The following is a 23,688-nucleotide window of genomic DNA, read 5'->3' as shown; positions in this document are numbered from 1 at the left end:
TACACAACTATTAGTGCTAGATTGCGCAGCAGTTGTACGTGTGTTGGCGATGGCAGGGTGAGGAGCACGATGATCTGGACTCCGGAGGACGTGGCACGTGATCAGGTGCGCCGTCAGGCGGCGGGCATGACCGGGGCGCAGGTGGACCAGGCCGTGGACACGGCCGTGGTGCGGGTGCGCGAGACCCGCCAGGAGCTGCGCTCCCCGGTGGCGGTCCGGGAGTTCGCGGCGGATCCGCAGGAGCTGGCCGACCGGTGGGCGGCCCTGCTCACCGAATGGCAGCGGGTCGCCGCCCACCTCGCCGCATCCGGTGCCGGCGTCTACGACGGCGACCTGGACGAGAAGGGCAGCGCCTGGGCGCGGGAGCGGGAGGAGCGGCGCACCACGGCGCTGCGGACCCATGCCGCGTGGACGGAGCAGCAGCGGGAGAAGCGGGACGAGCTGTGTGCCGAGGTGTGGCTGGGCGCGGCTGCCGGGCGGCGGGTCCGTGCGGTGGCGGCGCGGGCCGGGCTGACCCCGAACGAGGTACTGGTCCAGCTCGTCGAGCGGGTGAGCGTCGATGATGACGGGGTGGTGTCCGTCGCCCCGTTCACCCCGGGCCGGACCGCCGGGCTGAGTGAGGAGCGATGAGCATGCAGGGGATCACGCTGCGGCCGCATCAGGTTGAGGCGGTTGACGCGATCGTGCGCGGCCTGTCCCTCCCGGCCGACAGGACGCTGCCCGTGGGCGGGCTGCGCGGCCAGGTCCACATGGCCACCGGCACCGGCAAGACCGTCACCGCGGCGATGGCCGCGCTCAAGCTGTGCCCGAACGGAGTGATCGGCGTCCTGGTCCCGACCCTGGATCTGCTGACGCAGACGATCGAGGCATGGCGCCGGGCCGGGCACACCGGCCCGGCGGTCGCGGTGTGCTCCCTCGGGGCGGACCCGCTGCTGGAAGCCCTCGGGGTGCGGTGCACGACCAACCCGACCCAACTCGCCCTGTGGGCAAGCGACGGGCCGGTGCTGGTGTTCGCGACGTACGCCTCCCTCGCCCCGCAGGGCCTGGCCGACGACCAGAACGACGACGCCCCGGACACCGCCGCCCCCGGCGTCCTGGAACAGGCGCTGCGCGGCTCCTACGGGCAGAAAATGGCGCCCTTCGACCTATTGGTCGTGGACGAGGCCCATCGCTCGTCCGGCAGCGCCGCGAAGGCCTGGGCGTGCGTGCACGACCAGACCCGCATCCCGGCGATGCGGCGCCTGTACATGACGGCGACCCCGCGCCTGTGGGAAGCGGGACCCGCTGCGGCGGACGTCGCGGAGAAGGAGGACGTCGACGCCGACCCGGAGATGTCCGCCCCGGCCGGGACCGTCCCGCAGAACGGCGGTGAGGCGCTGGGCGGACGGCTCGTCGCCTCGATGGACGACACCGAGCTGTACGGGCCGGTCCTCCACGAGACCGGCCTCATGGAGAGTGTGGAGCGCGGCGTCCTCGCCCGGTTCGAGATCGACGTCCTGGAGATCCGCGACCCCTCACCCCTCGCCGACGACGCGTCACTGGAGGAACGGCGCGGCCGGCGGCTCGCCGCCCTACAGGCCGCGCTCCTCAAGCACGCCGACGAGACCGGCGTCCGCTCCTACATGACGTTCCACTCCCGCACCCTGGACGCGATGAGCTTCGCCCGTGCGATGCCGGAGACCGCCGCCCGCCTCCACCACGCCGACCCCGCCGCCTACCCGGGCCGGGTCGGCGCGGACTGGCTGTCCGGCGAACACCCCGCCACCCACCGGCGCGACGTCCTCGCCCGGTACGCGGACGGCCTCGACGCGGATGGATGGGTCTGCGAGCTGTCGTTCCTGGCCAGTTGCCGGGTCCTCGGGGAAGGCGTCGACATCAGGGGCAAGCGGGGAGTGCAGGCGGTCGTCTTCGCCGACACCCGCAGCAGCCCGGTCGAGGTCGTGCAGATCATCGGGCGGGCGCTGCGCCAAGAGCCCGGCGACGGCAAGGTCAGCAGGATCATCGTCCCGGTCTTCCTTCAGCCCGGGGAGGACCCCGGCGACATGATGGCCTCCCCCAGCTATACCGGGCTTGTCGCGATCCTCCAGGGCCTGCGTGCACACGATGACCGGGTCATCGAGCGCATGGCGCTGCCCACCACCACCGCACGCGGACAGATCACCTCCGTCCTCGCCCTCGACCCGCAGGAAGCCACGGCCGACGAGAACGGCGACCAGGGCGAGGGCCAGGAGGACGTCCCCGACGAAAGCGTGGCCGCCGGCCCCGGCGACGACGACCAGGACGACGCCGACACCGACGAGCACCAGGACGACGAGGGCGAGGGCGGCGAGGAGACCGGCGCGGCCCCGGGCATCGCGGGCACCAGCACGCCGCTGCTGCGGTTCTCCCTCCCCCGCGACCCGCAGTCCATTGCCCTGTTCCTCCGAACCCGCGTCCTGCGGCCCGACTCCGAGGTCTGGCTCACCGGGTACAGCGCCCTGCGCGCCTTCGTCGACGAGCACGGGCACGCGCAGGTCCCCAGCGAGACCACCGTCGAGCTGGGCGACGACGGCGGCACGTACGGGCTGGGCAGCTGGGTCACCGAGCAGCGCCGCGCGTTCCGCGCCGGGACCCTCAAGGCGTGGCGCACCGACCTGCTGAACGAGGTGGGCATGGTCTGGTCGGTCGGCGACGCGGCGTTCTGGAAGAACCTCGGTGCGGCCCGCGCCTACTACGCCGTCCACTCCACTCTGGCCTGCCCGAGGAGCGCGGTGATGGACGGGGTCGCGGTGGGCCAGTGGGTCGCCAATCTCCGCAAGCCGGGCGGACTCGGCAGCGACCCGGTACGGGCCGACGAACGACGCCGGGCACTGGAAGCGATCGACCCGGACTGGAACCCGCAGTGGCCCGTCGAATGGCAGCGCCACTACGCCGCCGCCCGCATCCTCCTCGGCGAGGAACAGGGCCCGGCCGATGTCCTGCCCGGCGTCACCGTGAACGGCATCGACGTCGGCACCTGGATCGCCAAGCAGACCGACCCCTCCATCTGGAACACCCTGCTGCCCGAACAGTCCGAGCGCCTGGAAGCACTCGGCCTCACCCCCCGGGCCACCCCGGCCGGGAAAGAGAGGGGGGCCGGGGCGTTCGAGCGAGGCATCGTCGCGCTCACCCAGTACACGGCGCGGGAAGGGCGGGTCGTCGTACCGAGGACCCACATCGAGGAGACACCCCACGGAGCGGTCCGGCTGGGCACCTGGATCAGCAACACCCGCACCCGGCGGGACAAGCTGAGCACCGAGCAGCGCGAGCAGCTCGCCACGCTCGGCATCGACTGGGCGACAGCGACCTGACCCACCCGCAGGGGCGGGGTCCGGTGCCGGTGGCTTCCGCCACCGGCACCGTCGGTTCGGGCCGTACTCCGAAAGACCCGCCCTGACCCGCACACCCATACGGCACGGACTACCCCTGACCCTATCCAGCCCGCCAGGCGGTCACAGCCGGTTGAGCACGTTGTCCGGGCGGCACACCCCGCAGGCCTGGACACCGCCGGCCAGCTCCGCACGGGCACGCTCCGCACTGATCGGCAGCATCATCCGGTTGCCCCCGGTGAAGCAGTCGCCCCGGTGGACCTCAGCGACAGACCTCCCGATACCGGCAGAAGAGATGCCCCAGTCAGGCGTCGGCGCGCGGGGCGGCACGGCGGACCGGGCGGCGGCCGACGGCCACCGTGCGCGCTGAGGTTGTACCGGCCGCTCGACAGCCGCGATCTGCTCACGCACCCGGTCCAGAGAGAGAGCCAGCCACGTTTCCAGCGTCCGCAGCCGAACCACGTCAGGCGGCAGATCGCCCATGGAGGGCTGCGGTGCGCGCTGGGACTGTGCCAGCCGCTCGACAGCCGCGATCTGCTCCCGGACCCGCTTCAGGGAGAGGACCAGCCACGTTTCCAGCGTCCGGAGCCGCTCCAGGTCAGGCGGCAGATCACCCATGACCGATCAGCCCCTTGCAGGCAGCCGGCTCACGCCGCGTCCGTACGCCGGTCCCCGCCGGTGAGCCGCCGGAGCTCCACCCGGGCCGCGGGCGTCCAGCCGGCCGGAGTGGACCAGAACGGATGCCACTCGATCCGGGTCGACAGCATGAGCAGACGGCGGCGCAGCTCGGTAGCACGGCGCGGACGCGGCACGGCGAGCGCGCGGTAGGTGCCGTGCCACTCCTGCTGGGCGCGCATCAGGTCGTCGGGGAAGGGAAAGCGATCCATCCCCTCATCAGAACATGTGTTCGAATTCTGATGCCACTCCGGGCTCACCGGCCCCGGCCGGTGCCCAGGCGATTGTCCTGTGCCATTGAAGTTTGATCTTTGCCATCGAACCTTGATCATCTGCAGGTTCGTGCCATCGAAGTTTGATCAGTGCACGGTGCGGGTGGCCAGGGCGATGGCGGGGCCTTCGCCCAAGAAGCACAATCAACCGGGACCGGCGAAACTCGATAGCCCTTCGCGCCCGGCTCTGCATACGTTCGGCCCCATGGCTGACGACTGCTTCGGGCATCCACGACTCGCCGGGATCTACGACCCACTCGACCCCGACCGCAGCAATCTCGATGCCTACCTCCGGATAGCGCGAGAGCTGAGGGCGCGCCGGGTGCTGGACATCGGCTGCGGTACCGGGGTGTTCGCACTTCTCCTGGCCGGCCGCGGGGTCGACGTCGTCGGTATCGATCCCGCCCAGGCATCCGTCGACGTCGCCCGGGCCAAACCGGGCAGTGAGCGAGTGCGCTGGATCTGCGGTGACGCGACAGCCCTCCCGCCGCTGCAGGTCGACCTCGCAACGATGACAGCGAATGTCGCCCAGGAGATCGTTGATCCGGACACCTGGCAGAAGACGCTCCAGGGAGCCTGCGAAGCGCTACGGCCGGGCGGGCACCTGGTGTTCGAGACCCGAGATCCGGCCAGACGTGCGTGGGAAGAGTGGACCCGCGAGCACTCCTACCGCGTGACACGGATCCCGGGCGCCGGCACTGTGGAGAGCTGGGTCCAGCTGATCGACGTGAGTCGGCCCCTGGTGACCTTCCGCTGGACCTACGTCTTCGCCACGGACGGACAGGTGCTCACCTCGGACTCGACGCTGCGCTTCCGGGAGCGCGACGAGGTCGAGACGGATCTGGTCGCCCACGGCTACGTGGTGCACGACGTGCGCGATGCGCCTGACCGGCCAGGCAGAGAGTTCGTCTTCCTCGCACGACGCCCCTGACGCAGTGATCCACGCCACTCAAACTTCGATGGCACATGCTCAAAGTTCAATGGCACAGGACACCAACGCGACACCGTCCGGGCGGGCGGCGTAGGCGAGGATGGCGCACATCCGCGACAGCTCACCGTGCTCGATCGCGGAGCCCGGGTCGTTCGCGAGGAGCCGCACAATCGCGGTGACCGTGCCGACCGCGGCCAGAAGCCGGACCTGCTGACCACTCGAGAGCCAGCCCGCGACCTCCAGCAGCGCGAAGGGAAGCCCAGCCAGGTCCGCCACGGCTGCCGCGTCGACACCGCCCCCGCCGTCGACGGCCGCACCGTCCCGGTCCATCCGGTCGCAGCCCCCCGGGTCCAGCGCACCCATGGCCCTCTCGACCGCGTCAGCCAGCTCGCCGACAACCCACCTCTCCAACCTCCCACCCGCCGCCGGCACGGGCAGCGCCCGCATCCACGCCGCCGCCCGCTGGCTGGCCTCCGCAGCCCCGGCCAGAACCTCAGGCTCCCCCCTCCCACGGCTCGCACGACGGACCGGCGGGGGCAGGGACAGGCAGATACGAGATCGTCATACCTCGCTAACTGAATCCACTCCCGCACCGTCACGGCGCAAGGCCGGGCAAGGCCGCTCGCCGGGCGGGTCACTTCAGCGTGATGCACGCCTTCGTCGACAACCCCCGGGACTCCACACAAACACTTGCTTGGGGCCAGCATGCCCACTTTTGCCCCGACCCACCTCCACGAAGGCACCGATGGGGCTGGCCGCCGTCGCACTGGCCCCGATTGCCCCGCCACCGCGTCGCCCGTACCCGCGGTGGTGCGGACCGCCCCACTGGGTGAGGTGACGACGCTGGCCGGCGCGGTCGACCTGGTACCGGTAGACCGATCCGGCTACACCCGCTCGTCCTTCAAGCACTGGAATGCTGGCGCCTCGCCCGCCAACGCATCAGCGTCCTGTTCGCCATGCTCCGCGACGGCACCTTCTACGAGTCCCGCACACCCGCGGACATCGAGCTCGCCGCGTGACCCGAGCAAGACAACATCACCCCAACCCCAACACAGGCGCCTTGACAAGAAGCCCCCGGCTCTGCGCATCCAAGAACAACAAGTCCGACAGCTGGACGCCGTAAGTAGTTTCCTGACGACCGTCGTGCGCCACCAAGTAGCCCGTCTCGGTTATGTCGCACGCAGGTGAAGTTGACGTAAATTGGCCAATCAGGTCTGGAAGTCGACCATGACAAATGAGGCTTTTATCGAAGATTGATACCAATTTAACGCGTCGTTGACCGTCGGTGATTGCACGGTTATGATCAGCCAGTGCTTGCGTGTCCAAGGGTGCTTCAAGAGACTCGACGGCATTACATAAGCAGGCTTAAGCCCGCGCTCGCTGACATGCAAGAACGAGTGGATGCGAGCTCAAAACAGAAAACCCCTGGGGGGGGAACATGACTTCTTTCATTAAGCGAATAACGGGCACCAAGGCTGGCAAGGCGGGCGTGGTTGCTGCGCTCTCGGCTGCCGCTATCGGGCTTGCTGCCCCGATGTCCAGTGCGGCCAACGAGTCGAACTGGACGGCCGGCTGTCGGGGCTACTGGTACAGCACCTCGGGTCACGCCTACTGCTACGACGCCCTGCGTCAGTCCAATACTGGCTTTGGCTACCAAATCAACTACAACTGCAACAATGAGGTGGATAAGCAGCACTGGAGGAACCCGGGCCGCGGATACGAAGGCAAGATGTCGACCTACGAGTGCACCTTTAAGATCAACGGCACTCGGGTCTCCTAGTACTAGCTCTTCAGTTCTGTGGGTCCGCGCCAGTGGCGCGGGCCCACAGCACATTTCAAAGGAAATTCTCATGCCGCCGGTTCCTGCCGTCCGAACGGTTGGCCTTTCGCAGGGCTACAGAAATCGACCTATCATTGAAAATCTTGACCTTCACCTTAAGCCCGGGGTAACCGGCCTGCTTGGACCCAACGGGGCAGGAAAAACGACACTGCTGCGAACACTCGCGACCATTACTCCCCCGCAAGCGGGATTTCTGGAAATTTTCGGACAGGTGATCCGGACTGAGCGGGACGCGCGCCGAGCACGCAGGATGATCGGCTATCTTCCTCAGGACTTCGGATACTACCCATCATTCTCCGTCAAAGATTTCGTACGCTACTGCGCATGGCTACGTGAGGTCCCCGACAAGGCCGCCGGACCAGCAACTTTGAAGGCGCTCGAAGCAGTTGGGCTGACAGATCGCGCCGGGCACCGGATGAAGTCACTTTCCGGCGGCATGCTGCGCCGTGCCGGGATTGCCGCCGCTATCGTCGGCTCACCCTCCCTGGTTCTGCTCGACGAGCCCACCGTCGGACTCGACCCCGCACAGCGTCTCGACTTCCGGGAACTCATCCGCTCGCTCGCGCGCGAAGGCGTTGCCATCGTCCTCAGCACCCATCTCGTCGAGGACGTAGGAGCGTCCTGCCAGACAGTCCTCGTTCTCCAAGACGGGCAGATCGTCAGCAGCGGAAGCCCTCAGGACCTGGCTCGACAAGCCACGCCATCTGCTCCAGGAGACAGTCCGCTGGAGCGCGGCTACATGACGGTCCTCGCGAACCGTGAGCCCGCCCGGGAGACTACGTGCTGAACACGTACAGCATCGAGCTTCGACGCTCTCCCCTGCTTACCGCTTTCCCTTTGATGCTCCTGGTGGATCTTGTCGTCCTCTTCGGACGGTCTCGGCATTGGATAGGTGTCTGGCCCGAAGCAACGGTAGCCGCCCAGATCGTCACCTTGTTCCTCGGGCCGGTACTTGCAGGCGTATCCGCGTGGCAGGCGGGCCGCGCATCGCGCGCAGGGATGTCGGAGATCCTCCTGGGTGCCGCCCGCCGGAGCTGGCGCACCGAAGCCGCGCGCCTGGGCGCCACCCTCACCCTCGGGTTCCTGGCTTACGCTATCGGCTGCCTCACCGCCGCCGCCGTCTCGTGGCGCGAGGCGGGCCCCGGATTCCTTTGGCCTTCTTACCTGCTTCTCGGTGCATCAACTCTCCTGATGTTCGCAGCAGGGGGGCACCTGGCCGGCCGCTTGTGGCCGTCCGCCGCATTCACTCCAGTGATCTGCGCGCTCGGCGGATTTATCGTCCTGCTCGGCACACCCTTCAGGTTCTACGTTCTTGCCGGGCCGCCGGACGTTCAGCTCAGCATCGCGCCAGTCGCCGCACGTCTCCTCCTAGCAGTCGCTGTGACCATACTCGCGGTCGCAATCCCGGCTCCATGGAGCCGGGCTGGCCAGAAGGCACCTGCCAAACGATTCCTGCCTCGACACACTCGCCCGGCGGTCTTCGGTGCAATAGCCCTCACCGTCGTCGCTCTGCTTGCCCTACCAGCGGCAGGAGAGCTGAAGACAGAGCGGTCTGCATCCGCCAGCCAGATGCTGTGCGCCGAAGCCAACATGACCGCGCCACGTGTGTGCGTGTGGCCCGAGCACCGAAAGTATCTCCCGGAGCTGAACAAAATGGCTGAGCGGCTGGGAAGCCAAGACTGGGGTAAGGCTCCCGACACGTTCTACGAGTACGGACTGCGGCGCCACCAGCTCGGGGACGGAGGCTTCGACATCGCTGAGGGCCACGTGCGTACTGCCGCGATCGCTATGGCGCATCGGACGTTCGTTACATCTGTAGGCCGCTGCCGGCCACCACGTGAGGAACGCCGGGTGTGGCAGGCGATGGATAACATCCACCTCTGGCTGGAATACCAGGCCATGGGCCAGGACCCTGCCGCGGCTGACGAGGGTTTGAACCTCGTCGGTGTAGACGAGGCCCAGCGCACGGCTGCCGAGGTGACACGCAAGTCACCATCCGAGCAGCAAGCGTGGCTGACGCAGCAGACCAAGCACCTGAACACAGAAGAATGGTGCGAGCCTGATGCGCGCGACTGACCTGCTGCGATACGCACGAGTTCATCGTGCAACGGCAGTGCTGATCGGTGTCACCGCGGTTGCAATCCTGTCGGCCTTGTTCGGCGGCACACGTATCGCAGTACCCTCCTTCGGCAACTCGGGTTACTCGACGGGAATCCCCTATCGCCGCGAACTTCCTATACTGTCCGCCGTGTTTCTCACAGCAGCCTTCGGGGGAGCCATGGCCACCCAGGAGGAGACTGGCACACGCAGAGTGCACCGTGTCCACGCTGGCTACGTAAGCAGTCTCATTGCCCTCGCCTGCGGAATCTCCTTCGTCACCGAAGCGCTAGCTGTGGGGCATGAAGCAGCGATCGTGTATGTCCGCTCCCTACTGCTCTGGTTCGGACTCGCTCTCGTATCGGTGAGGCTCTTCGGAAACCAGCTCGGCTGGATCATCCCGCTAGTCTCCGTCTTCCCCTTGATCTGGTTTGGACCAGCGTGGTGGGACTGGACGGCCGCCCCTCCGTCCAGTCTGCACAGCTGGGCCCTCGCTGCGCTGTCTCTCTGCGCGGGCCTGGGAACAACCGCAGCCAGTCGCTGGCGGCTTCATATGTTGAGATCAAGGCAACTCCCCGGGAGGTAACCTCAAAATTTCGTGACGGTCCGCCGACAAAGTCGGTGGGCCGTTCCCGTGCCGTTGGCTGAGCTTGCTTTTTAAACCCCACCTGGCTCTGCAGATGACTGCTGACAACAGCAGCGGATGCTTTAGGGCCAAACTGTGATGGCGACGGCGGTTGGGATGAGAGCGCACGTGAGGGAGAGGAGCCAGTAGCGGGGTGCGGTGAGTTGGGTTCGGCGGGCGAGGGGGCGGTTGGCGATCCACCAGAGGACGGCGCTCGCAGTGATCATGGGGCCGAAGAAGAGAAGTGCCGCATTCGGACTGTCGTCTTGCTCGTTGTTCGGGATTCTTGTCGTCAGCCCCATGTCGGCGAGCGGCCAGTTCGATAGCAGAATCCAGAGCATCAGCATGGGCACGAGGGCTGGGATGCCCAGTAGTAGATTGATTCCGAGTGGTGTGTACCAACGTCTGGTCATGGTCCCCCCGATCCTGGACTGCGACGACATCGCGGCCCCCTCATCACCCACGAAGCACACTCGCGCTTCCACTGCAAACCTGCACCGCCGCCCGAATCCCAGCGGCACCCCTCCCACCCAACCACAGGCGATGACCGCGCTCACCGACAACAACTGCCAACTCTCAGCGACAGATTGGCGACCCGGTTTGGTGCCGGCCCTGTGGTGGGCGGGGCGGCTATATGCCTCGCCGGTGGCGAGGACTCTGCCCACGTCGTGACGGGTGGCGGGGCGGAGGTCCTGCGAACCCGGTGGCCGGCCGGGCCCGGGCCGGGGCGGTTTCGGTGCACCGGCTGGTGAGCCGGTCTTCGCGTGCAGGTTTCTGAACCCCCTGCGGACGCGGGCTGGTGTGAGTTTGTTCGGCTCGGATGGTTTCTCCCACGGCCTTCGGAGGTCGGTGGCCAGTGGACGGGCGAGCCGGAGCTGGGCATAGGCGGCGATCACGAGCCAGGTCCACCGGTCGGCCGCTTCCGAGCTGCGAAGCCGGGGCCTGGTCAAGCCGGGTGTCTGCTTGAACAGGCGAAACGTGTGCTCCAGAAGGTCTGACTGTGTGGGAAGACGTTGGGGGACCCAGTAGGCACGTACGGCGATCCTATGCTGAGCGCCTTCGACCTGGACTTCTTCGACGGCGCTCAGCGTCGTCGTACCGTTTTGGGCTCCGGGTAGGGAGCCCGGTCGAGGAGGTGCCGCCGGTACGCGGGTACTGCCCTAGAACGGCGGGTCCTCGACGTGTCCCTCATGGTCTTCCTTGCTGCTCCCGCCGTCGTTGTCCTCCGCGCCGGCGACCCAGTCCTTGCGGGTTCCCCACCGCTGTTCGTGTTCCTCGCGTTGAGCGGCAACGCTGGGGATGGCGGCAAGTGCTTCCAGGGGGCGGTTCTGGCGTGCCAGCAGGTGCGCGCGGTCTGCGGTGGCGTTCCGTCCAGGGTGTTCCGCGAGCAGGCTGATGGCCTCGGCAAGTCGGCTGTCCCGGGCCATCAGTCCGGCGATCGTGCAGGCTCGTTCCTCGGCGTCCAGTTCGGGTGTGGCTTCGATTTCGGTGATGGCTTCGCGGCAGCGTCCCAGTTCTCCCATCAGCCACCACCGGTTGGACGGAATCCAGTCCCCACGCTCCGCAACGAACTCCGGACTGCACTCGTCCAGGAGCTGCAGCGCCCTGTCGTGGAGCCCCTTCTCAGCGAGCAGGAAGACCACCCCTTGCAGAGGGCTTTCCCACGGGTCTTCGAAGGTAGGCCGCCCCACGGTGATGGCTTCCTCGAACCGGCCTTGCTCGATGAGGAACTCCATGAGGAGCCCCTGCTGACTGCTCGGATACCTGGCAGTGGCGATGTGCCTGCGCAGGACCTCCTCTGCATCCTGCGCGCGTCCCGCCGCCGTAAATGCCTGCATCAGAGGGCGGAAGGCTTCGCGCGCATGGCCGCCCGTGGCCGCTTGCTGCAGTTCCTCGACCCGTCCGTGCCGGGCGAGCAGCTGCGCGTACGACTGGACGGTGTTCTGCGGGCCGTACCGGCGCGCGGCCACATCGCCGCCGAGCACCCGGATCGCCTCCTCGACCTGACCCGACCGCTCCAGGACCTCCGCCTGGAGGTCCAACGCCTCCCAGAGCGGGTGGGAACAGCCCTGCGTCTGGTGATGGCGTGCCTCGTCGGCAAGCGGCACCAGGAGCTCCAGCACGCGGGCGTCCCTCCCCTGCCCCTCCGTCATCGCGACCAGGCAGCGCATCGTCCACCGGTCCCGCAGATGCGGTTCGAGAAACGTGATCGCCTCGTCGACACGCCCGCACTTCACCAGGGTTTCGGCGTAGACCTCACACGCGCCCAAGGAGGACTCCTCCCCTACGGGACGCGTCAACGCCAATGCCTCCTCCACCCGGCCCGACGCGAGCAGAATATCCACACCCGCAGATACGGCCGGGAGCCAGCCGGTCTCCGCGAACGGCTTCATCACCGCCCACGCCCGCTCGAACTCACCCGCCGCCTGCAGCGCGCGCACGGCGCCCTGCGCGCAGAACCAGTCGCCCCGCTCGGCTGCCGCCCGGGCCACCAGATCCACGTGCCCGTGCTCAAGAAGAGAGTCCACTACCCGCGGAGGGACTCCTCCTATCCGGTCCGCCTGCCACTCAAGATCATCAATGTTCACCGGGAAAGAGTAGGAGCCACCACTGACAATGCGGCACACCCCGTCGGTAGGCGCGGTATACGCGGATGATCGTCGAACCGGTGGGCAGCAGCTCGGGCCCCGACCGAATGGAACGCTGGCACGCCCCCGACCTCAGCAATCAACCGGCCCCTCCTGGTCGAGAAGACAAGCGTTCTCGCCGCGCTGCCGTGTGAACCGGGTCAGATCACGGCAGGCCAGCAGTGCGTGCAGGTCACGACGTTGCCCGTCAGACAGCGCGACTCGGAGAATGTTCGGCACGGCCCCTCGTCAAGGACACCCACCCGACGCAATTGACTTCACCAACTCCGCTTAGACCTCAAGGGGCCCCGCTCAGCTTGTCGTTTAACCTCGGCGCTCGATGAGACGGGCGAGTGATTCTGTGGGCCAGCAGAGCCAGTGCAGGAGTGGGTCGGTGACCACGAAGTAGTGGGCGCTGACCCAACCTCGCTCCTTGTCCAGGATCTGCGTGGCCTCATCGCGGTAGACGTAGCGGAGATAGCGGCGGCGGAGCGGCGCTCCTGCTATCAGCAGCACTGGTGAGGCGACAAGGACGGCCAGCGGGACCAGGACTTTCATGACCGTGAGCTTGGCTCTCTCCTCATAGCGCATGCGCTCAGTGTGCTGGTCCTCTGTGTCGCTCGTCAGCCTGTCCTGCGGGGTTTGGTGCCCACCTTGTGGTGGGCGGGACGGTTGTATGCCTCGCCGGTGGCGAGGACGCGTCCCACGTCATGACGGATAGCCGGATAGCGGTTCTTCGAGCCGGGCGGTCGGCCTGGGCCGGGACGGGAGGGTTTCGGTGCGCCGACGGGTGAGCCGGTCTTCGCGTGCAGGTTTCTGAACCCCCTGCGGACGCGGGCGGGTGTCAGTCTGTTCGGCTCGGTCGGCTTCTCCCAGGGCCTGCGGAGGTCGGTGGCCAGCGGGCGGGCGAGGCGGAGCTGGGCATAGGCGGCGATCACGAGCCAGGTCCACCGGTCGGCCGCTTCCGAGCTGCGGAGCCGGGGCTTGGTCCACCCGAGGGTCTGCTTGAACAGGCGGAACGTGTGCTCGATGTCGAAACGGCGGAGGAAGGACTGCCAGCAGCGGTCCACGTCCGCCTCGTTGGCGCCGGTACGCGACCACAGCCACACCGGCTTGTTGACTCCGCCGCCGGGCAGCTTCTCCACGGCCAGGCGGATGACGGTGCCCTCGATGATGGGCAGCGGCCCGTCGTGGTCGAGCCATGCGGCCCGGCGGGTCAGCCGCGGGTGCAGCCGGTCCCATGCCTGCGCGGTCGCCTTCCCATAGAGCCGGGTGTCCGTGACCGTCACGGCCTGCTCGACGCCCCAGGTCGTGGGGTCACCGAACACGAACTCGCCGCCGTGCTTGGGCGGCCGGCCACCCTTGGGGTTGGACAGGTGGAACTCTTCGCGAGTGGGCGTCGGACGCCGCATCACCCGGTCTGAACGGAGCCGGCCGAGAATCTCGACGGGCAGGTCGGCCAGCAGGTGAGCGATGCGCGGGGCGTCGTATCCGGCGTCCAGCACGACCAGGGCCTCCGGGTCACCCGGTTGCCACTGGCCGGCGGCGACCAGCCGCTCGATGACCTCGCGGATCTGCATCGTGGTCACCGCGGCGACGTCGGCGCCGGGCTTCAGGCGGACGGCGTCCAGCACCGCCGTCCAGGACGTGCGGCCACTCTCCAGCGCGGCCACCACCGAGTACGGCCAGCCGGGCACCATCTGATGCTTGCCCTCGCCCCGGCCGAAGGTGTGACAAAAGGCCCGGTCCGCAGACGTGTTGGCGTCCGGTCGCAGCCACGGCGAGACATCGACGGCCAGTACGAGCCGGCCGTCCGCCCCCCTCGGCAGCGGGACCCCGGTCAGGGCACGACGCAGCCGGGCGACGTCGATCCGTCCCTGGTTGAGTCCGCCGTACAGAGCTCCGTGACCACGGCGGTGTTCGGGCGCGAGCGCGAGATCGACCAGCGTCCGTACCGGCCCGTCCGTGCACAGCAGCGCGTCGCACAACTCGAACAAGGCATCGCCCCGCACGGTCAGACACGCGTACAGCTCCGACCGGAAGTGTGACACTTCCGCGAACGCATCCCGCAGGACATCCTGATGCACCAAACTCACGACCACGGCCTTCGCGCTGATCCACTCTGTGACGGAGCACAGGATCAGACGAAGGCCGCCTACACGTCCGCCGAACTGCGAAAACACTGATCAAGTTCGAGCCGCGTTCGATGTCGCATGTTAAAAGACAAGCTCAAAGAGCGTTTTGTCCTGACAGGGGTGCTTCGTTGCAGTTCAGGTGGCAGGCCGCTTCGGGCCGGCTGAGGCGGTAGACGCTTGTTGTGGCAGATGGGGCGGGTGGCAGCCTTCGAGAGCCCGTTTCGGTCCCTTCGCTCCTGTCTGATCCCAACACGCCCCCGGTCGCGCCTGTTTGCGCCCTGTGGCCGGACGGCGGCCATCGGTACTACGGAAACATGCCTCGCCGACAGCGGCCGTACCCGAGTGACCTGTCCGACGCCCGTTGGGAACTGCTCGAACCAACCCTGACAGCCTGGCGAGCAGAACGCAGAGGGACCGGCCTGGACATCGGGCGGCCACCCGAACACGACCTGCGCCGGATCATGGACGCCATCCTCTACGTCGACCGGACCGGCATCCCCTGGCGCTACCTCCCACACGACTTCGCCCCGTGGGAAACCGTCTACGGATACTTCGCCGCCTGGCAGAAGGACGGCGTCTTCGACCAGCTCAACGGACTCCTGCGACGGCTGGTCCGGAAGGCCGAGGGCCGAGACGCCGAGCCCAGCGCCTGCATCCTCGACGCCCAGAGCATCAAGACCTCGGCCAACGTGCCCGCGGCCGGCCAGGGCATCGACGCGGGCAAGAAGATCGCGGGCCGCAAACGGCACATCGGCGTCGACACCGCCGGCCTCCTCCTGGCCGTGCTGGTCACCGCCGCCAGCGTCTCCGACAACGCCGGCGGAATCCGCCTGCTCTCGAACATCGCCGAAGGCCACCCCCGCGTCACGAAGGCGTGGGCCGACAGCGGCTACCGCACCAAGGCCATCGACCACGGCGCCCGCCTGGGCATCGACGTCGAAGTCACCCGCCGCGACCCCGCCCAGAAGGGCTTCAAGGTGATCCCGCGGCGCTGGGTCGTCGAGCGGACCTTCGGCTGGCTCATGCACCGCCGCCGCCTCGCCCGCGACTACGAAACCCACCCCCACCGCTCCGAAGCCATGATCAACATAGCGATGATCGACCTCATGAGCCGCAGACTCACCCGCGAATCGACCCACAACTGGCGCGACAGCTGAACGGCGGCAGCGTCGGGCTCCTGTGAATCACAGCAGGTAGGGCCACAGGCTGACGCTGTTCCGCTCCACACTGATCTCGACCCACGTTCCATCGACAGCAGTCGACGGCGGCGGGTCGGCGAGGTCGAACAGAATATGGGTTCCAGCTACTTCCAACATGGCTCCGCCATCGACCGTCAGGCCCAGCCGCCCCCGAAAGACGATCCGACCGCCTTCCTCCTCATCCACCCCGGGTGAAAATGAAGTGGCCGGTCGAGTGTTGCCGCCCCAGGCCGCGTCCTCTTCAACAGTCCACTCCACGTGATGTTCGCGGCCCACTCCCGTCGGACCGCCGCACCACAACGCCGCAGCGGCACCCACCTTCGAGCGGACCCGAACCATCGCGCGCCCGTCTGCGATCTCCCCCACCGCTTCTACCTGGACCAACACCCCGCAATCATCCACGACAGCACTGCGTTCCCAAACACTCCCGCCAGGACAGAACGCTCTTTCAGCTCACTTTCACCTGAGTGCTTCTGCTGGTGTCTCAGTGACCGGCGACCTGGCCGGAGCCACGAGGAACAGATCCGGGTGGCCGGACGGTATAGACCGAGGGCAGCCCAGCAGGGCGTCAGCCGCCGTGGTTGCCTCGCCCGGTCGACGTGCGAAGGGTGCCCGGACGGCCCCCGTTTCCGCACGGTACCGTCCGGCCGCCCGGCGGGTGGTGGCATGCCGGACGTCCTTCGAAAAGAGCTCTCACCCGTCACTGGTCGGCCGTCGCGGCCTGTCCCTCCCACCCCGCGGGAGGGAGGCTTCGCCGCCGAGGTTGGTGCGCCGGGTGTCCGCGTGCACCCGGGCGTGGACGCCGGGCTGGGCGTGGTCACGTCGGATCGCGGTGATGCCGGAGGTGGCCCAGAGCTGTTGCAGCTCGTCCATCAGGAGGAGGGCGGTCTCCTCGTCGGCGGCGGTGATGTCGAGTACGACGAGCCCGGGCTCGCTGACGTGGCGGGCATCGATGACGGAATCCATGCCCGATGCGACGCCGCAGCCGCCGGTTCCGGTTCACGGCCGGAGCGTGCGCCACCCGGATGAATGAGCGCGAGATGTGAGGTTGTCCTGCCGTGTGCCGCTCGCTTCCAGTATTCGAACATGCGTAGCATTCTGGTGCGACGAGGTACGACTTTCCCCAGGATCTGCGCGACGCCCAGATTGCTCTGCACCAGGCCCAGTCCGAGTACGACCAGTGCGTACGGACGCTGCCCTGGTCGGCCGAGCCGATGCCCGGCTGGCAGTCGGACAAGCAGCTCCACTCCGACTACCGGCCCGCCAAGCCGGACAGCCCCGGCTACACCGAGGAGCAGCACCAGCAGGTCGCCGGCTACCGGAAGCTTCTGCTGGAGCTCAGCGCCCAGGTGAGCACCCATCCCTTCTGGCAGACGTTGGACCCCGGCAACGTCGTCTCCGGCCGGATGCAGCTAAAGCACGTGGACGACCAGCCCGGGGGCGAGGCGGCTTAGTGCGCTGCCGGGCGGAGACGCATCCGGCCCGGAACGGACCGGAATGCGGCCCGCGCGGCGCCTCCGCGGGATCAGGTGAGGTCGCCCGGGGTGAGGTCGGGGCGCAGCCGGTGCCAGGAGGGGTGGCGCAGACGTCCGGCGGGTGCGGGTCGCGTAGCCGACCTCGCCGACCAGACGGGGGCGCACCCACCGGGCCCCGGCCACCGGCGGAATCTCGGCGAATGGGCAGGTGTCGATGGCTGCGACGTGGAGAAGGCCAGCGAGGCGGGTGCGTTCGGCCCGGCTCCAGCCGGTTCCGACGCTGCCCGCGTAGTGCAGTTGCCCACCGAGCTGCTCGCCGACCAGGACGGCGCCGGGCAGTCCGGTGAGCCGGCCGCGCCCGGGCACCCACCCGCCGACCACGACGTCGGCGGTACGCACGAAACGGATCTTGATCCACGCCTTCGACCGCACCCCCGACTCGTACCGGGACGTGAGCCGCTTCGCAAGCAGGCCTTCCAGCCCGGCGTCCCGGACCATTTCCCAGGCCTGGGCACCGTGCCCGACGATCGCCGCGGGCGTCGACCAGGCCGCTCCGACCAGTCCGAGACCTTCCAGGAGTCCGCGCCGCTCCGCGTACGGCAGGCCGGTCACGGGGCGGCCGCCGGGGTGCACGACATCGAAGAGCGAAGCGCGTGAGTTCGTGGATTCTCGGACGTGGTACGGCCCGAACCGGATCGGAATCGACGCCCTGGCGTTGACGCGCGCGCGGGTTCGGGCATGATCTTCGGCCTGAGGGTCTGACGGATCGCTCCGCGCATCGGGCGCTCTGGCGTGCTGGAGACCAACCTGCGCCAGGTCGTGTCGGCGCAGCGGTCGCGAAGTTGATCAACAGCTTGTCTCGCGATCCGAATGCGCCGACTTCGGAGGATGAGGAAGCAATTGTCGGCGCACGTGAGCTGGGCTGTCCACTCGTGTTGGCGAGGCCTGCGGCTCTTGCGCTCCTCGAACGAGGGGCCTGCGGCCGCTCCGTCCCCGCTCGGCTCCTGTGGTTGCCTGCCTGTCATGGTGGTGATGACACCCCGGCGCAGATTCCGGGTGGCGCGGTGAGACTCTCGGATTGCCGTATCCGACAGGTTCAATGGAGCCGGCGAGACGACCGACAGGAGCAGCGCGCATGGAGTCAATCTTCTTCTCAAGTCCTGGGGAGTTCCGGGACTGGCTGGAGGAGCACCACGCGACTGCCTCCGAATGCCGGGTGGGCATGTGGAAGAAGGGAACGGGCAAGCCCGCCCTGAGCTGGTCGGAGGCAGTCGACCAGGCCCTGTGCTACGGCTGGATCGACGGCCGGCAGAGGCCGGTCGACGACTTCTCCTGGTCGATCCAACCGCGATGCCGGCCGGCCGCATCAGCCCCTGCGCGGTCAGCTTCTCGATCTTGCGGAGGTTGTTGTTCGAAGCCCGTGACCGGGAGTGCGAGGAGAAGCCGGTCTGGGAGTTCGAGGCGGCGCAGCTGGCTCGCTTCCAGGCGGAGCTGCGGGCGTGGGAGTGGTTCAGCGGGCGCCGTCCTACCGCAAGTCGGCTATCCACTATGTGATCAGTGCCAAGCGGGACGAGACTCGCGAGCGGCGGTTGGACCAGCTGATCGCCGACAGCCTGGAGGGGGTGCGGCTCAAGCAGTTCCGGCGGCCGGGAACCTGAGGGCCCTCTCGAAGGGGCCGAGCGCGAGCGCGTAGCCGTCCAGCGCGGGACCTGCCGTTCCAGGAACCCGTCGGGCTTGCCCTTTCGTCGCCCAAGCGCAGCGATCGACACCGCCGCCCACGAGGCGCCAGCCGTCACCACAGCCTCCACCGCCCGCCGCGACCTCGACCCCGGAAGCTCGCCGAGCGCGTGACGATGCCGGCCCGGCACGAGAGGGCCCACCCGCGGCGAGCCAGGCCAGCGTACAGGCCGACTCGTGACCAGGCGTCTGCCGGAACGGACAGAACCACGTTATTGAGCGGAACTGTTCTCGAAGTCCTGCCTTGTTCGCTTCAAGACGGGTGAAGGTCTCCGCTGGTATGCGGCCGGCCGTATCGTTCGACGAGGGCGTTGCCGATCGAGGCCAGGCGGTCTCGGACACTCGGAGGGCCGGTCACCTCGACCCATTCGACCAGTCCGGAGAGCTCGCCGGCGAGGATGTACTCGTTGGGGCCGCGGATCACGACCTCGATGCGGCCGTCGGTCGTGGAGCCTCCCACGTCGAGCCGGTCGCCGAGCGCCATCTGGAGGATGCCTACCCCGTCGGGTGCGCATACCGCCCGGACCTCCAGCGGCGTTCGTTTGCGATCGACCTCTTCGGCGATCTCATTCCAGCTCTCGGCAAGGTCGAAGTCCCCAGGTCGGTGCACAGGGTCGCCGGTGGGGTCGGCGGACGACACGCGGTCGATCCGGAAGACCCGTCGGCCGGTCTCGGTGTTGGAGACGAGGTACCACACAGGACCTTTGGCGACGATGCCCAGCGGGTGGACGGTTCTCCGGGTTTCGACGCCTTTGCTGTCGACGTAGCCGAGCGATACCTGGACGCCGCTGATCACCGCGTCCTGGAGTTCGTCGAGGAAGCGAGGCGGCCGGTGCTCGATCCGGCTCGCCCCCCATCGCTGCGGGTCTACGACCAGGGACGACGCCGCTGCCTCAGCCTGCACCTGGAAGGGCTTCGGTAGAGCATGGACGAGCTTGCGCAGAGCTGCCTTCATCGCCGGCGTCGCATCCGAGGTCGGGCCGACGGCCAGGAACAGGGCGCGGGCTTCACTGGCGGTCAACCCGGACAGGTCGGTACGAGCACCGCCCACCAAGCGCCAGCCGCCGCCTCGGCCCTGCACGGAGTACACGGGCACCCCGGCCATGGCCAGGGCGTCGAGGTCACGGCGGGCGGTGCGCTCCGAGACGTCCAGCTCCCGGGAGACCTCCGCGGCTGTCACCTGCTCGCGCCGTTGGAGCAACAGGAGTATGGCCACCAGCCGATCGGATCGCATACAGACAAAACTCTCATAAAAACCGGTCACAAGGTGACCGGTTTAGGGAGCAAGGTGGCGACATGACCTCATCGAGGAGGTCAACCGCCAGCGAGCGCCCTCAGAGAGGAAACGCAGTGTCCAACCAAGCAGAATTTCCCGAGCCCACCCTCATCCAGGTCAACGGTGTGGAGCTCGAAGTCTTTGAGGCGGGCCGGGAGAACAAGGGCAAGCCCATCGTGCTCTGCCACGGCTGGCCGGAGCACGCCGTCACCTGGCGTCGCCAGATGCCGGTCCTCGCCGCGGCCGGCTACCACGTCATCGCGCCGAACCAGCGGGGATATGGCAACTCCTCTTGCCCGGCCGAGGTGACCGAATACGACATCGAACACCTGACGGGCGACCTCGTCGCGCTCCTGGACCACTATGGCTACGGCGACGCCACCTTCATCGGCCACGACTGGGGCGCGTTCGTCGTCTGGAGCCTGGCCCAGTTGCACCCCGACCGGGTGAACAAACTGATCAACCTGAGCCTGCCTTACATGGAACGCGGAGAAACACCGTGGATTGAGGCCATGGAAACCTTCCTCGGCGGCGACTTCTACTTCGTCCACTTCAACCGGCAGCCGGGCGTCGCGGACGCCGTGCTCGACGCCAACACCTCCCAGTTCCTCCGCAACCTCTACCGGAAGAACGTGCCCCCCGCACCCCCTGAGCCGGGCATGGCATTCATCAACCTCGCCAAGGCGAAAGCACCGCTCGGCGAGCCCGCCATGACCGAGAGCGACCTGGCCGTCATCATCTCCGCGTTCGAGACGTCGGGATTCACCGGCGGCATCAACTGGTACAGGAACCTCGACCGTAACTGGCACCAGCTGGCGGACGCCGACCCGATCATCAAGCAGCCCATCCTCATGATCTACGGCGACCAGGACGTGGCGGTCCCGAGGTTCGAAAGACTGGCGGAGTTCGTGCCCAACGTGGAAGTGGTCGGCCTGGACTGCGGTCACTGGATCCAGGGGGAAATGCCCGAAGAAACCAACCGCGTGATCTCAGAATGGCTGGACCGGCAGGGCTAGTGTCTCGTGATCCGGTGCGTATCACCTGAAGGCCCCGAGTACTACACACCGGAGAACGGGCCCGGCCAGCTCGGTCACATCGGCGAGATCACGAACCTGCGGGGGACCGAGGCCGACAGCGGCGCCAAGTGCACCCGCGGCCTCATGGTCTCCACCGACACGTCGGCCGGGTCCATCACGACCGCCGAGGCCGGAGCCGGGCGCACGAGAGTCAGCACGCGACTTTCAGAATCTGACACAGGAACGCATATTGCTGCGATCACTCGCAGATTTTGCGTATTACTGCAGATTTCTCACACGGACGATTATTCGCCGGTTCGAGTTTCCGTTCTCCGGCGGCTGGAGCACAGCGGGGCGATGCAGCCGTCCCCCGGCTCTGCGGGGCGTCGCCGGGGCTGCTGGTCCTGTGCGGTGCTTCGGCATCCTGCGCGAAGGAGTTCATTCATGCGTGAAATCAAGCCCCTATTTGGCGTGGACCGACTCGTTGGTTCCTTTTCGGCATTCACTTTTCGGCCCGCGCGCTTACATGAATTTCCTGGCACGTGGTGATCCTCACGTCATTCGGGTCGGATCAAGCCATCTTGATCGGATCACCTATTCGCCCGTCCCGGGACTTTGACTTGAAAGCTGGCTCCCGCTCGGACAGGCCGGATGAGTGGAGGTAGGTATTCCATCAGCAAGCCAGCGCTCCGGTGACTCTTTTGTCGATTTTGTCTGCATTTTCACCTGCCCGAGTCCATCAATTGAGGCGTTGAGGCAAGAGTGTTATTTGGAAGCCAAGGAAAATGTGAACCGCGTGGACAACAGGATCCCGCTCGTGAAACGGTCATGCCTGTCGGAAGCAGCAGGGGTTTCGAAATGTGTTCGATGCGAAGCGGGGCGACGGTTTCCGTAAAGAGAAATCTTCGTGTTGCGGGCTCGGATCTCGCGTATGTGCGGTGTTGCATGCGCATCGCATAGCGAATTGCTGTGCCGAATGACTCCGACGAGAAGAATCAACTATCAATTAAGCGTCTCTGGCGTTGGCCAGTGACGCAAAGGAGAAGAAAATGAAGAAGTTTGTTGCAGCGGCCGGCATTGCTCTGGGCGGCGTCGCCCTGGTGATCAGCACGCAGGGTTCCGCGCAGGCTTCGGTTCCGGCTGCCCAGGTCTCCGCCCAGACCTCCGCCCAGCAGACCGACGACGTCCGCCCGCAGGCGCTCAGCGGCCTTGTCAAGGCAGCGGGCAAGGCGGCGGGCAAGGCGTACGTGCACGCCAAGGCCGCGTGCTCGTCCGTCGGGAAGGCGGCCGGGGAGGTCGCGGGCAACTTCCTCGGCGGGTCTGTCGCGCCGGCTGACAAGATCGGCAACGCCGAGGCGATCGACACGGTCTTCGACAAGTGACACAACATCTCATGGTCCGGAGGGCGGCGCTGATTGTCGGCGCTGCCCTCCTGGGCATCTATTTTCTGTTCGCTTCCTTCTCTCAGATGCCTCTGACTCCGATGAAGGTGAAGTATTACAGCCAGGTCAACGACGTAATGCAGCCCTATCTGGCTCAGAACTGGATGCTGTTTGCCCCGGACCCGCTCTCGGACGAGCGCGGAATTTTGTCCCGTGCCCGATGCGCCGACGGCGCGGTGACTGATTTCTATGATGTCACCGGCCCGTACGTTCAGAAGGTCCAGGGCGACCGCTTCTTCCCGTCACGTATAAACCGGCTGGTCAGTGGGGCCGTTATGCAGCTGGACAGCAGTGACCCGGTCCTCCAGCGGCTGCGGGACACCGAAAAGGAAGCGAAGAAGAAGCAGCTCCCGCTCCTGCCGTACGAGAAGACGTCCCGGGAACAGGCTGAAAGGTTCCTGAGCAGGTACTCCCTGACGCAGATGCCAGGTGTGTGCGCCGGCCGCCCTGCTGCCGTACAGGTGCGTGTCTACGTGCATGAGCTGCCGCCGTGGTCCCAGCGGAAGAACGAATCAGCCAAGGGGTCTACCAAATATCAGGACCTGTCCTGGAGAGAGGTTGGAACTCTCACATGAGGAGGATCCTCACAAAGGTCGACGGGTGGTCGTCGAGTCCGGTCAGTGTGGTTGGTGCATCGGGTGCCCGGGTTCTTCTCGGGTTCGTCGGCCTCATGTACTACATCAGTCAGTACGGTGACCGCGAATTTCTGTTCGGTCTCGATAGTGTTCTGCCGAGGCAGGAATTTACTGGCCGAGTCGCTGAGAACGGCTCCTTCAGTCTTTACGCCGTCAGTTCTTCCGACGCCTGGTTCCAGATCGTGTTCCATCTGGGGATCATCGCCGCACTTCTTGTCATGCTCGGGGTGGGGGGACGGATAGGTCTGGCCGTCCACTGGGTTTTTCTGTGGTCAATATATGAGCGTCAGACGGTCTTGCTGGATGGCGGGGACAACCTTGCCTACCTCGTCATCCCTATGCTCCTTCTGACACGCTGC

Annotated in this window: 22 protein-coding genes and 2 pseudogenes; 12 read left to right on the top strand and 12 right to left on the bottom strand. The window is 67.0% G+C overall.

Annotated elements, in window-relative coordinates:
- Positions 1-69: 69 nt before the first annotated feature.
- Positions 70-630: a hypothetical protein gene (locus N7925_RS35985; RefSeq protein ID WP_274342617.1), complete on the top strand. Its 561-nt coding sequence runs from the start codon at positions 70-72 to the stop codon at positions 628-630.
- Positions 627-3,329 carry a DEAD/DEAH box helicase gene (locus N7925_RS35980; RefSeq protein WP_331618189.1) on the top strand — a complete coding sequence of 901 codons (2,703 nt, stop codon included), beginning with the start codon at positions 627-629 and terminating at the stop codon, positions 3,327-3,329. The genes N7925_RS35985 and N7925_RS35980 overlap by 4 nt, the downstream gene beginning before the upstream one ends.
- 141 nt (positions 3,330-3,470) lie before the next feature.
- On the opposite strand, the gene N7925_RS35975 is transcribed toward N7925_RS35980, so the two are convergent.
- Both N7925_RS35975 and N7925_RS35970 read right to left on the bottom strand, forming a co-directional pair.
- Complete coding sequence (locus tag N7925_RS35975) at positions 3,471-3,965, bottom strand: DUF6233 domain-containing protein (protein WP_265603694.1); 495 nt, start codon at positions 3,963-3,965, stop codon at positions 3,471-3,473.
- 29 nt (positions 3,966-3,994) lie between these two features.
- Complete coding sequence (locus N7925_RS35970) at positions 3,995-4,234, bottom strand: hypothetical protein (protein ID WP_265603693.1); 240 nt, start codon at positions 4,232-4,234, stop codon at positions 3,995-3,997.
- 265 nt (positions 4,235-4,499) lie between these two features.
- Between N7925_RS35970 and N7925_RS35965 the strand changes: the two genes are divergently transcribed.
- The gene (locus tag N7925_RS35965) at positions 4,500-5,225 is read left to right on the top strand and encodes a class I SAM-dependent methyltransferase (protein ID WP_265603692.1); all 726 of its coding nucleotides are present in this window, start codon (positions 4,500-4,502) and stop codon (positions 5,223-5,225) included.
- A 39-nt stretch (positions 5,226-5,264) separates the two neighbouring features.
- On the opposite strand, the gene N7925_RS35960 is transcribed toward N7925_RS35965, so the two are convergent.
- On the bottom strand, positions 5,265-5,636 hold the full coding sequence (locus tag N7925_RS35960; RefSeq protein ID WP_274346368.1) for a hypothetical protein: 372 nt from the start codon (positions 5,634-5,636) through the stop codon (positions 5,265-5,267).
- A 1,027-nt stretch (positions 5,637-6,663) separates the two neighbouring features.
- Between N7925_RS35960 and N7925_RS35955 the strand changes: the two genes are divergently transcribed.
- The 3 genes from N7925_RS35955 (at position 6,664) to N7925_RS35945 (ending at position 9,141) form a co-directional block, all read left to right on the top strand.
- The gene (locus N7925_RS35955; protein WP_265603690.1) at positions 6,664-7,005 is read left to right on the top strand and encodes a hypothetical protein; all 342 of its coding nucleotides are present in this window, start codon (positions 6,664-6,666) and stop codon (positions 7,003-7,005) included.
- A gap of 70 nt (positions 7,006-7,075) precedes the next feature.
- Positions 7,076-7,852: an ATP-binding cassette domain-containing protein gene (locus N7925_RS35950; protein WP_265603689.1), complete on the top strand. Its 777-nt coding sequence runs from the start codon at positions 7,076-7,078 to the stop codon at positions 7,850-7,852.
- Positions 7,846-9,141: a DUF7224 domain-containing protein gene (locus tag N7925_RS35945; RefSeq protein ID WP_265603688.1), complete on the top strand. Its 1,296-nt coding sequence runs from the start codon at positions 7,846-7,848 to the stop codon at positions 9,139-9,141. The genes N7925_RS35950 and N7925_RS35945 overlap by 7 nt, the downstream gene beginning before the upstream one ends.
- A 1,272-nt stretch (positions 9,142-10,413) precedes the next feature.
- Here the strand turns inward: N7925_RS35945 and N7925_RS35940 are convergent.
- From N7925_RS35940 to N7925_RS35925, 4 genes and pseudogenes are all read right to left on the bottom strand, one after another.
- Positions 10,414-10,776 (bottom strand): annotated as a pseudogene (locus N7925_RS35940) (NF041680 family putative transposase); the annotation flags it as partial.
- Between the two features lie 171 nt (positions 10,777-10,947).
- Positions 10,948-12,375: a CDC27 family protein gene (locus tag N7925_RS35935; protein WP_265603687.1), complete on the bottom strand. Its 1,428-nt coding sequence runs from the start codon at positions 12,373-12,375 to the stop codon at positions 10,948-10,950.
- A 363-nt stretch (positions 12,376-12,738) separates the two neighbouring features.
- Entirely contained in the window at positions 12,739-13,005 is a 267-nt protein-coding gene (locus N7925_RS35930) for a hypothetical protein (RefSeq protein WP_265603686.1), read from the bottom strand.
- A gap of 32 nt (positions 13,006-13,037) precedes the next feature.
- Positions 13,038-14,510 (bottom strand): NF041680 family putative transposase, encoded by a 1,473-nt coding sequence (locus N7925_RS35925; protein WP_265603685.1) that lies wholly within the window; start codon positions 14,508-14,510, stop codon positions 13,038-13,040.
- Between the two features lie 353 nt (positions 14,511-14,863).
- Between N7925_RS35925 and N7925_RS35920 the strand changes: the two genes are divergently transcribed.
- Positions 14,864-15,706, top strand: coding sequence for an IS5 family transposase (locus tag N7925_RS35920; protein WP_265603684.1), 843 nt, complete (start codon positions 14,864-14,866; stop codon positions 15,704-15,706).
- A gap of 27 nt (positions 15,707-15,733) precedes the next feature.
- Here the strand turns inward: N7925_RS35920 and N7925_RS35915 are convergent, their stop codons facing one another.
- Both N7925_RS35915 and N7925_RS35910 read right to left on the bottom strand, forming a co-directional pair.
- Entirely contained in the window at positions 15,734-16,135 is a 402-nt protein-coding gene (locus tag N7925_RS35915; protein ID WP_265603683.1) for a hypothetical protein, read from the bottom strand.
- Positions 16,136-16,441: 306 nt separating this feature from the next.
- Positions 16,442-16,714 (bottom strand): DUF6207 family protein, encoded by a 273-nt coding sequence (locus tag N7925_RS35910; RefSeq protein ID WP_274346367.1) that lies wholly within the window; start codon positions 16,712-16,714, stop codon positions 16,442-16,444.
- Positions 16,715-16,962: 248 nt separating this feature from the next.
- Between N7925_RS35910 and N7925_RS35905 the strand changes: the two genes are divergently transcribed.
- The gene (locus N7925_RS35905) at positions 16,963-17,202 is read left to right on the top strand and encodes a hypothetical protein (protein WP_265603681.1); all 240 of its coding nucleotides are present in this window, start codon (positions 16,963-16,965) and stop codon (positions 17,200-17,202) included.
- Between the two features lie 71 nt (positions 17,203-17,273).
- Here the strand turns inward: N7925_RS35905 and N7925_RS35900 are convergent.
- A pseudogene (locus tag N7925_RS35900) lies at positions 17,274-17,868 on the bottom strand (ATP dependent DNA ligase); the annotation flags it as partial.
- 854 nt (positions 17,869-18,722) lie between these two features.
- Here N7925_RS35900 and N7925_RS35895 point away from each other — a divergent pair.
- A complete protein-coding gene (locus N7925_RS35895) occupies positions 18,723-18,881 on the top strand; it encodes a YdeI/OmpD-associated family protein (RefSeq protein ID WP_265603680.1) in 159 nt (52 codons plus the stop codon).
- A gap of 332 nt (positions 18,882-19,213) precedes the next feature.
- Here the strand turns inward: N7925_RS35895 and N7925_RS35890 are convergent, their stop codons facing one another.
- Positions 19,214-20,194, bottom strand: coding sequence for a helix-turn-helix transcriptional regulator (locus N7925_RS35890; RefSeq protein WP_265603679.1), 981 nt, complete (start codon positions 20,192-20,194; stop codon positions 19,214-19,216).
- A gap of 116 nt (positions 20,195-20,310) precedes the next feature.
- On the opposite strand from N7925_RS35890, the gene N7925_RS35885 reads away from it, so the two are divergent.
- Positions 20,311-21,252, top strand: a complete 942-nt coding sequence (locus N7925_RS35885) for an alpha/beta fold hydrolase (protein WP_265603678.1) — start codon at positions 20,311-20,313, stop codon at positions 21,250-21,252.
- A 74-nt stretch (positions 21,253-21,326) separates the two neighbouring features.
- On the opposite strand, the gene N7925_RS35880 is transcribed toward N7925_RS35885, so the two are convergent.
- Positions 21,327-21,470: a hypothetical protein gene (locus tag N7925_RS35880; RefSeq protein WP_265603677.1), complete on the bottom strand. Its 144-nt coding sequence runs from the start codon at positions 21,468-21,470 to the stop codon at positions 21,327-21,329.
- Between the two features lie 831 nt (positions 21,471-22,301).
- Here N7925_RS35880 and N7925_RS35875 point away from each other — a divergent pair.
- Positions 22,302-22,634 carry a hypothetical protein gene (locus N7925_RS35875; protein WP_274346366.1) on the top strand — a complete coding sequence of 111 codons (333 nt, stop codon included), beginning with the start codon at positions 22,302-22,304 and terminating at the stop codon, positions 22,632-22,634.
- Complete coding sequence (locus N7925_RS35870) at positions 22,631-23,269, top strand: DUF5819 family protein (RefSeq protein WP_265603675.1); 639 nt, start codon at positions 22,631-22,633, stop codon at positions 23,267-23,269. The genes N7925_RS35875 and N7925_RS35870 overlap by 4 nt, the downstream gene beginning before the upstream one ends.
- Positions 23,270-23,688: the final 419 nt, after the last annotated feature.

Origin of the sequence: Streptomyces sp. CA-278952, from assembly GCF_028747205.1 — a bacterium.
In the GTDB taxonomy this organism is placed as follows: domain Bacteria; phylum Actinomycetota; class Actinomycetes; order Streptomycetales; family Streptomycetaceae; genus Streptomyces.
The sequence above is the reverse complement of the archived record's forward strand: the minus strand, read 5'-3'. Positions and strand labels throughout refer to the sequence as shown.

What these genes read in the sequence shown, in the direction of transcription:
- N7925_RS35985 (WP_274342617.1), top strand. Translation starts at nt 70, where the DNA reads ATGATCTGGACTCCGGAGGACGTGGCACGTGATCAGGTGCGCCGTCAG.
- N7925_RS35980 (WP_331618189.1), top strand. Translation starts at nt 627, where the DNA reads ATGAGCATGCAGGGGATCACGCTGCGGCCGCATCAGGTTGAGGCGGTT.
- N7925_RS35975 (WP_265603694.1), bottom strand. Translation starts at nt 3,965, where the DNA reads ATGGGTGATCTGCCGCCTGACCTGGAGCGGCTCCGGACGCTGGAAACG.
- N7925_RS35970 (WP_265603693.1), bottom strand. Translation starts at nt 4,234, where the DNA reads ATGGATCGCTTTCCCTTCCCCGACGACCTGATGCGCGCCCAGCAGGAG.
- N7925_RS35965 (WP_265603692.1), top strand. Translation starts at nt 4,500, where the DNA reads ATGGCTGACGACTGCTTCGGGCATCCACGACTCGCCGGGATCTACGAC.
- N7925_RS35955 (WP_265603690.1), top strand. Translation starts at nt 6,664, where the DNA reads ATGACTTCTTTCATTAAGCGAATAACGGGCACCAAGGCTGGCAAGGCG.
- N7925_RS35950 (WP_265603689.1), top strand. Translation starts at nt 7,076, where the DNA reads ATGCCGCCGGTTCCTGCCGTCCGAACGGTTGGCCTTTCGCAGGGCTAC.
- N7925_RS35930 (WP_265603686.1), bottom strand. Translation starts at nt 13,005, where the DNA reads ATGCGCTATGAGGAGAGAGCCAAGCTCACGGTCATGAAAGTCCTGGTC.
- N7925_RS35920 (WP_265603684.1), top strand. Translation starts at nt 14,864, where the DNA reads ATGCCTCGCCGACAGCGGCCGTACCCGAGTGACCTGTCCGACGCCCGT.
- N7925_RS35910 (WP_274346367.1), bottom strand. Translation starts at nt 16,714, where the DNA reads ATGGATTCCGTCATCGATGCCCGCCACGTCAGCGAGCCCGGGCTCGTC.
- N7925_RS35905 (WP_265603681.1), top strand. Translation starts at nt 16,963, where the DNA reads ATGCCCGGCTGGCAGTCGGACAAGCAGCTCCACTCCGACTACCGGCCC.
- N7925_RS35890 (WP_265603679.1), bottom strand. Translation starts at nt 20,194, where the DNA reads ATGCGATCCGATCGGCTGGTGGCCATACTCCTGTTGCTCCAACGGCGC.
- N7925_RS35875 (WP_274346366.1), top strand. Translation starts at nt 22,302, where the DNA reads ATGAAGAAGTTTGTTGCAGCGGCCGGCATTGCTCTGGGCGGCGTCGCC.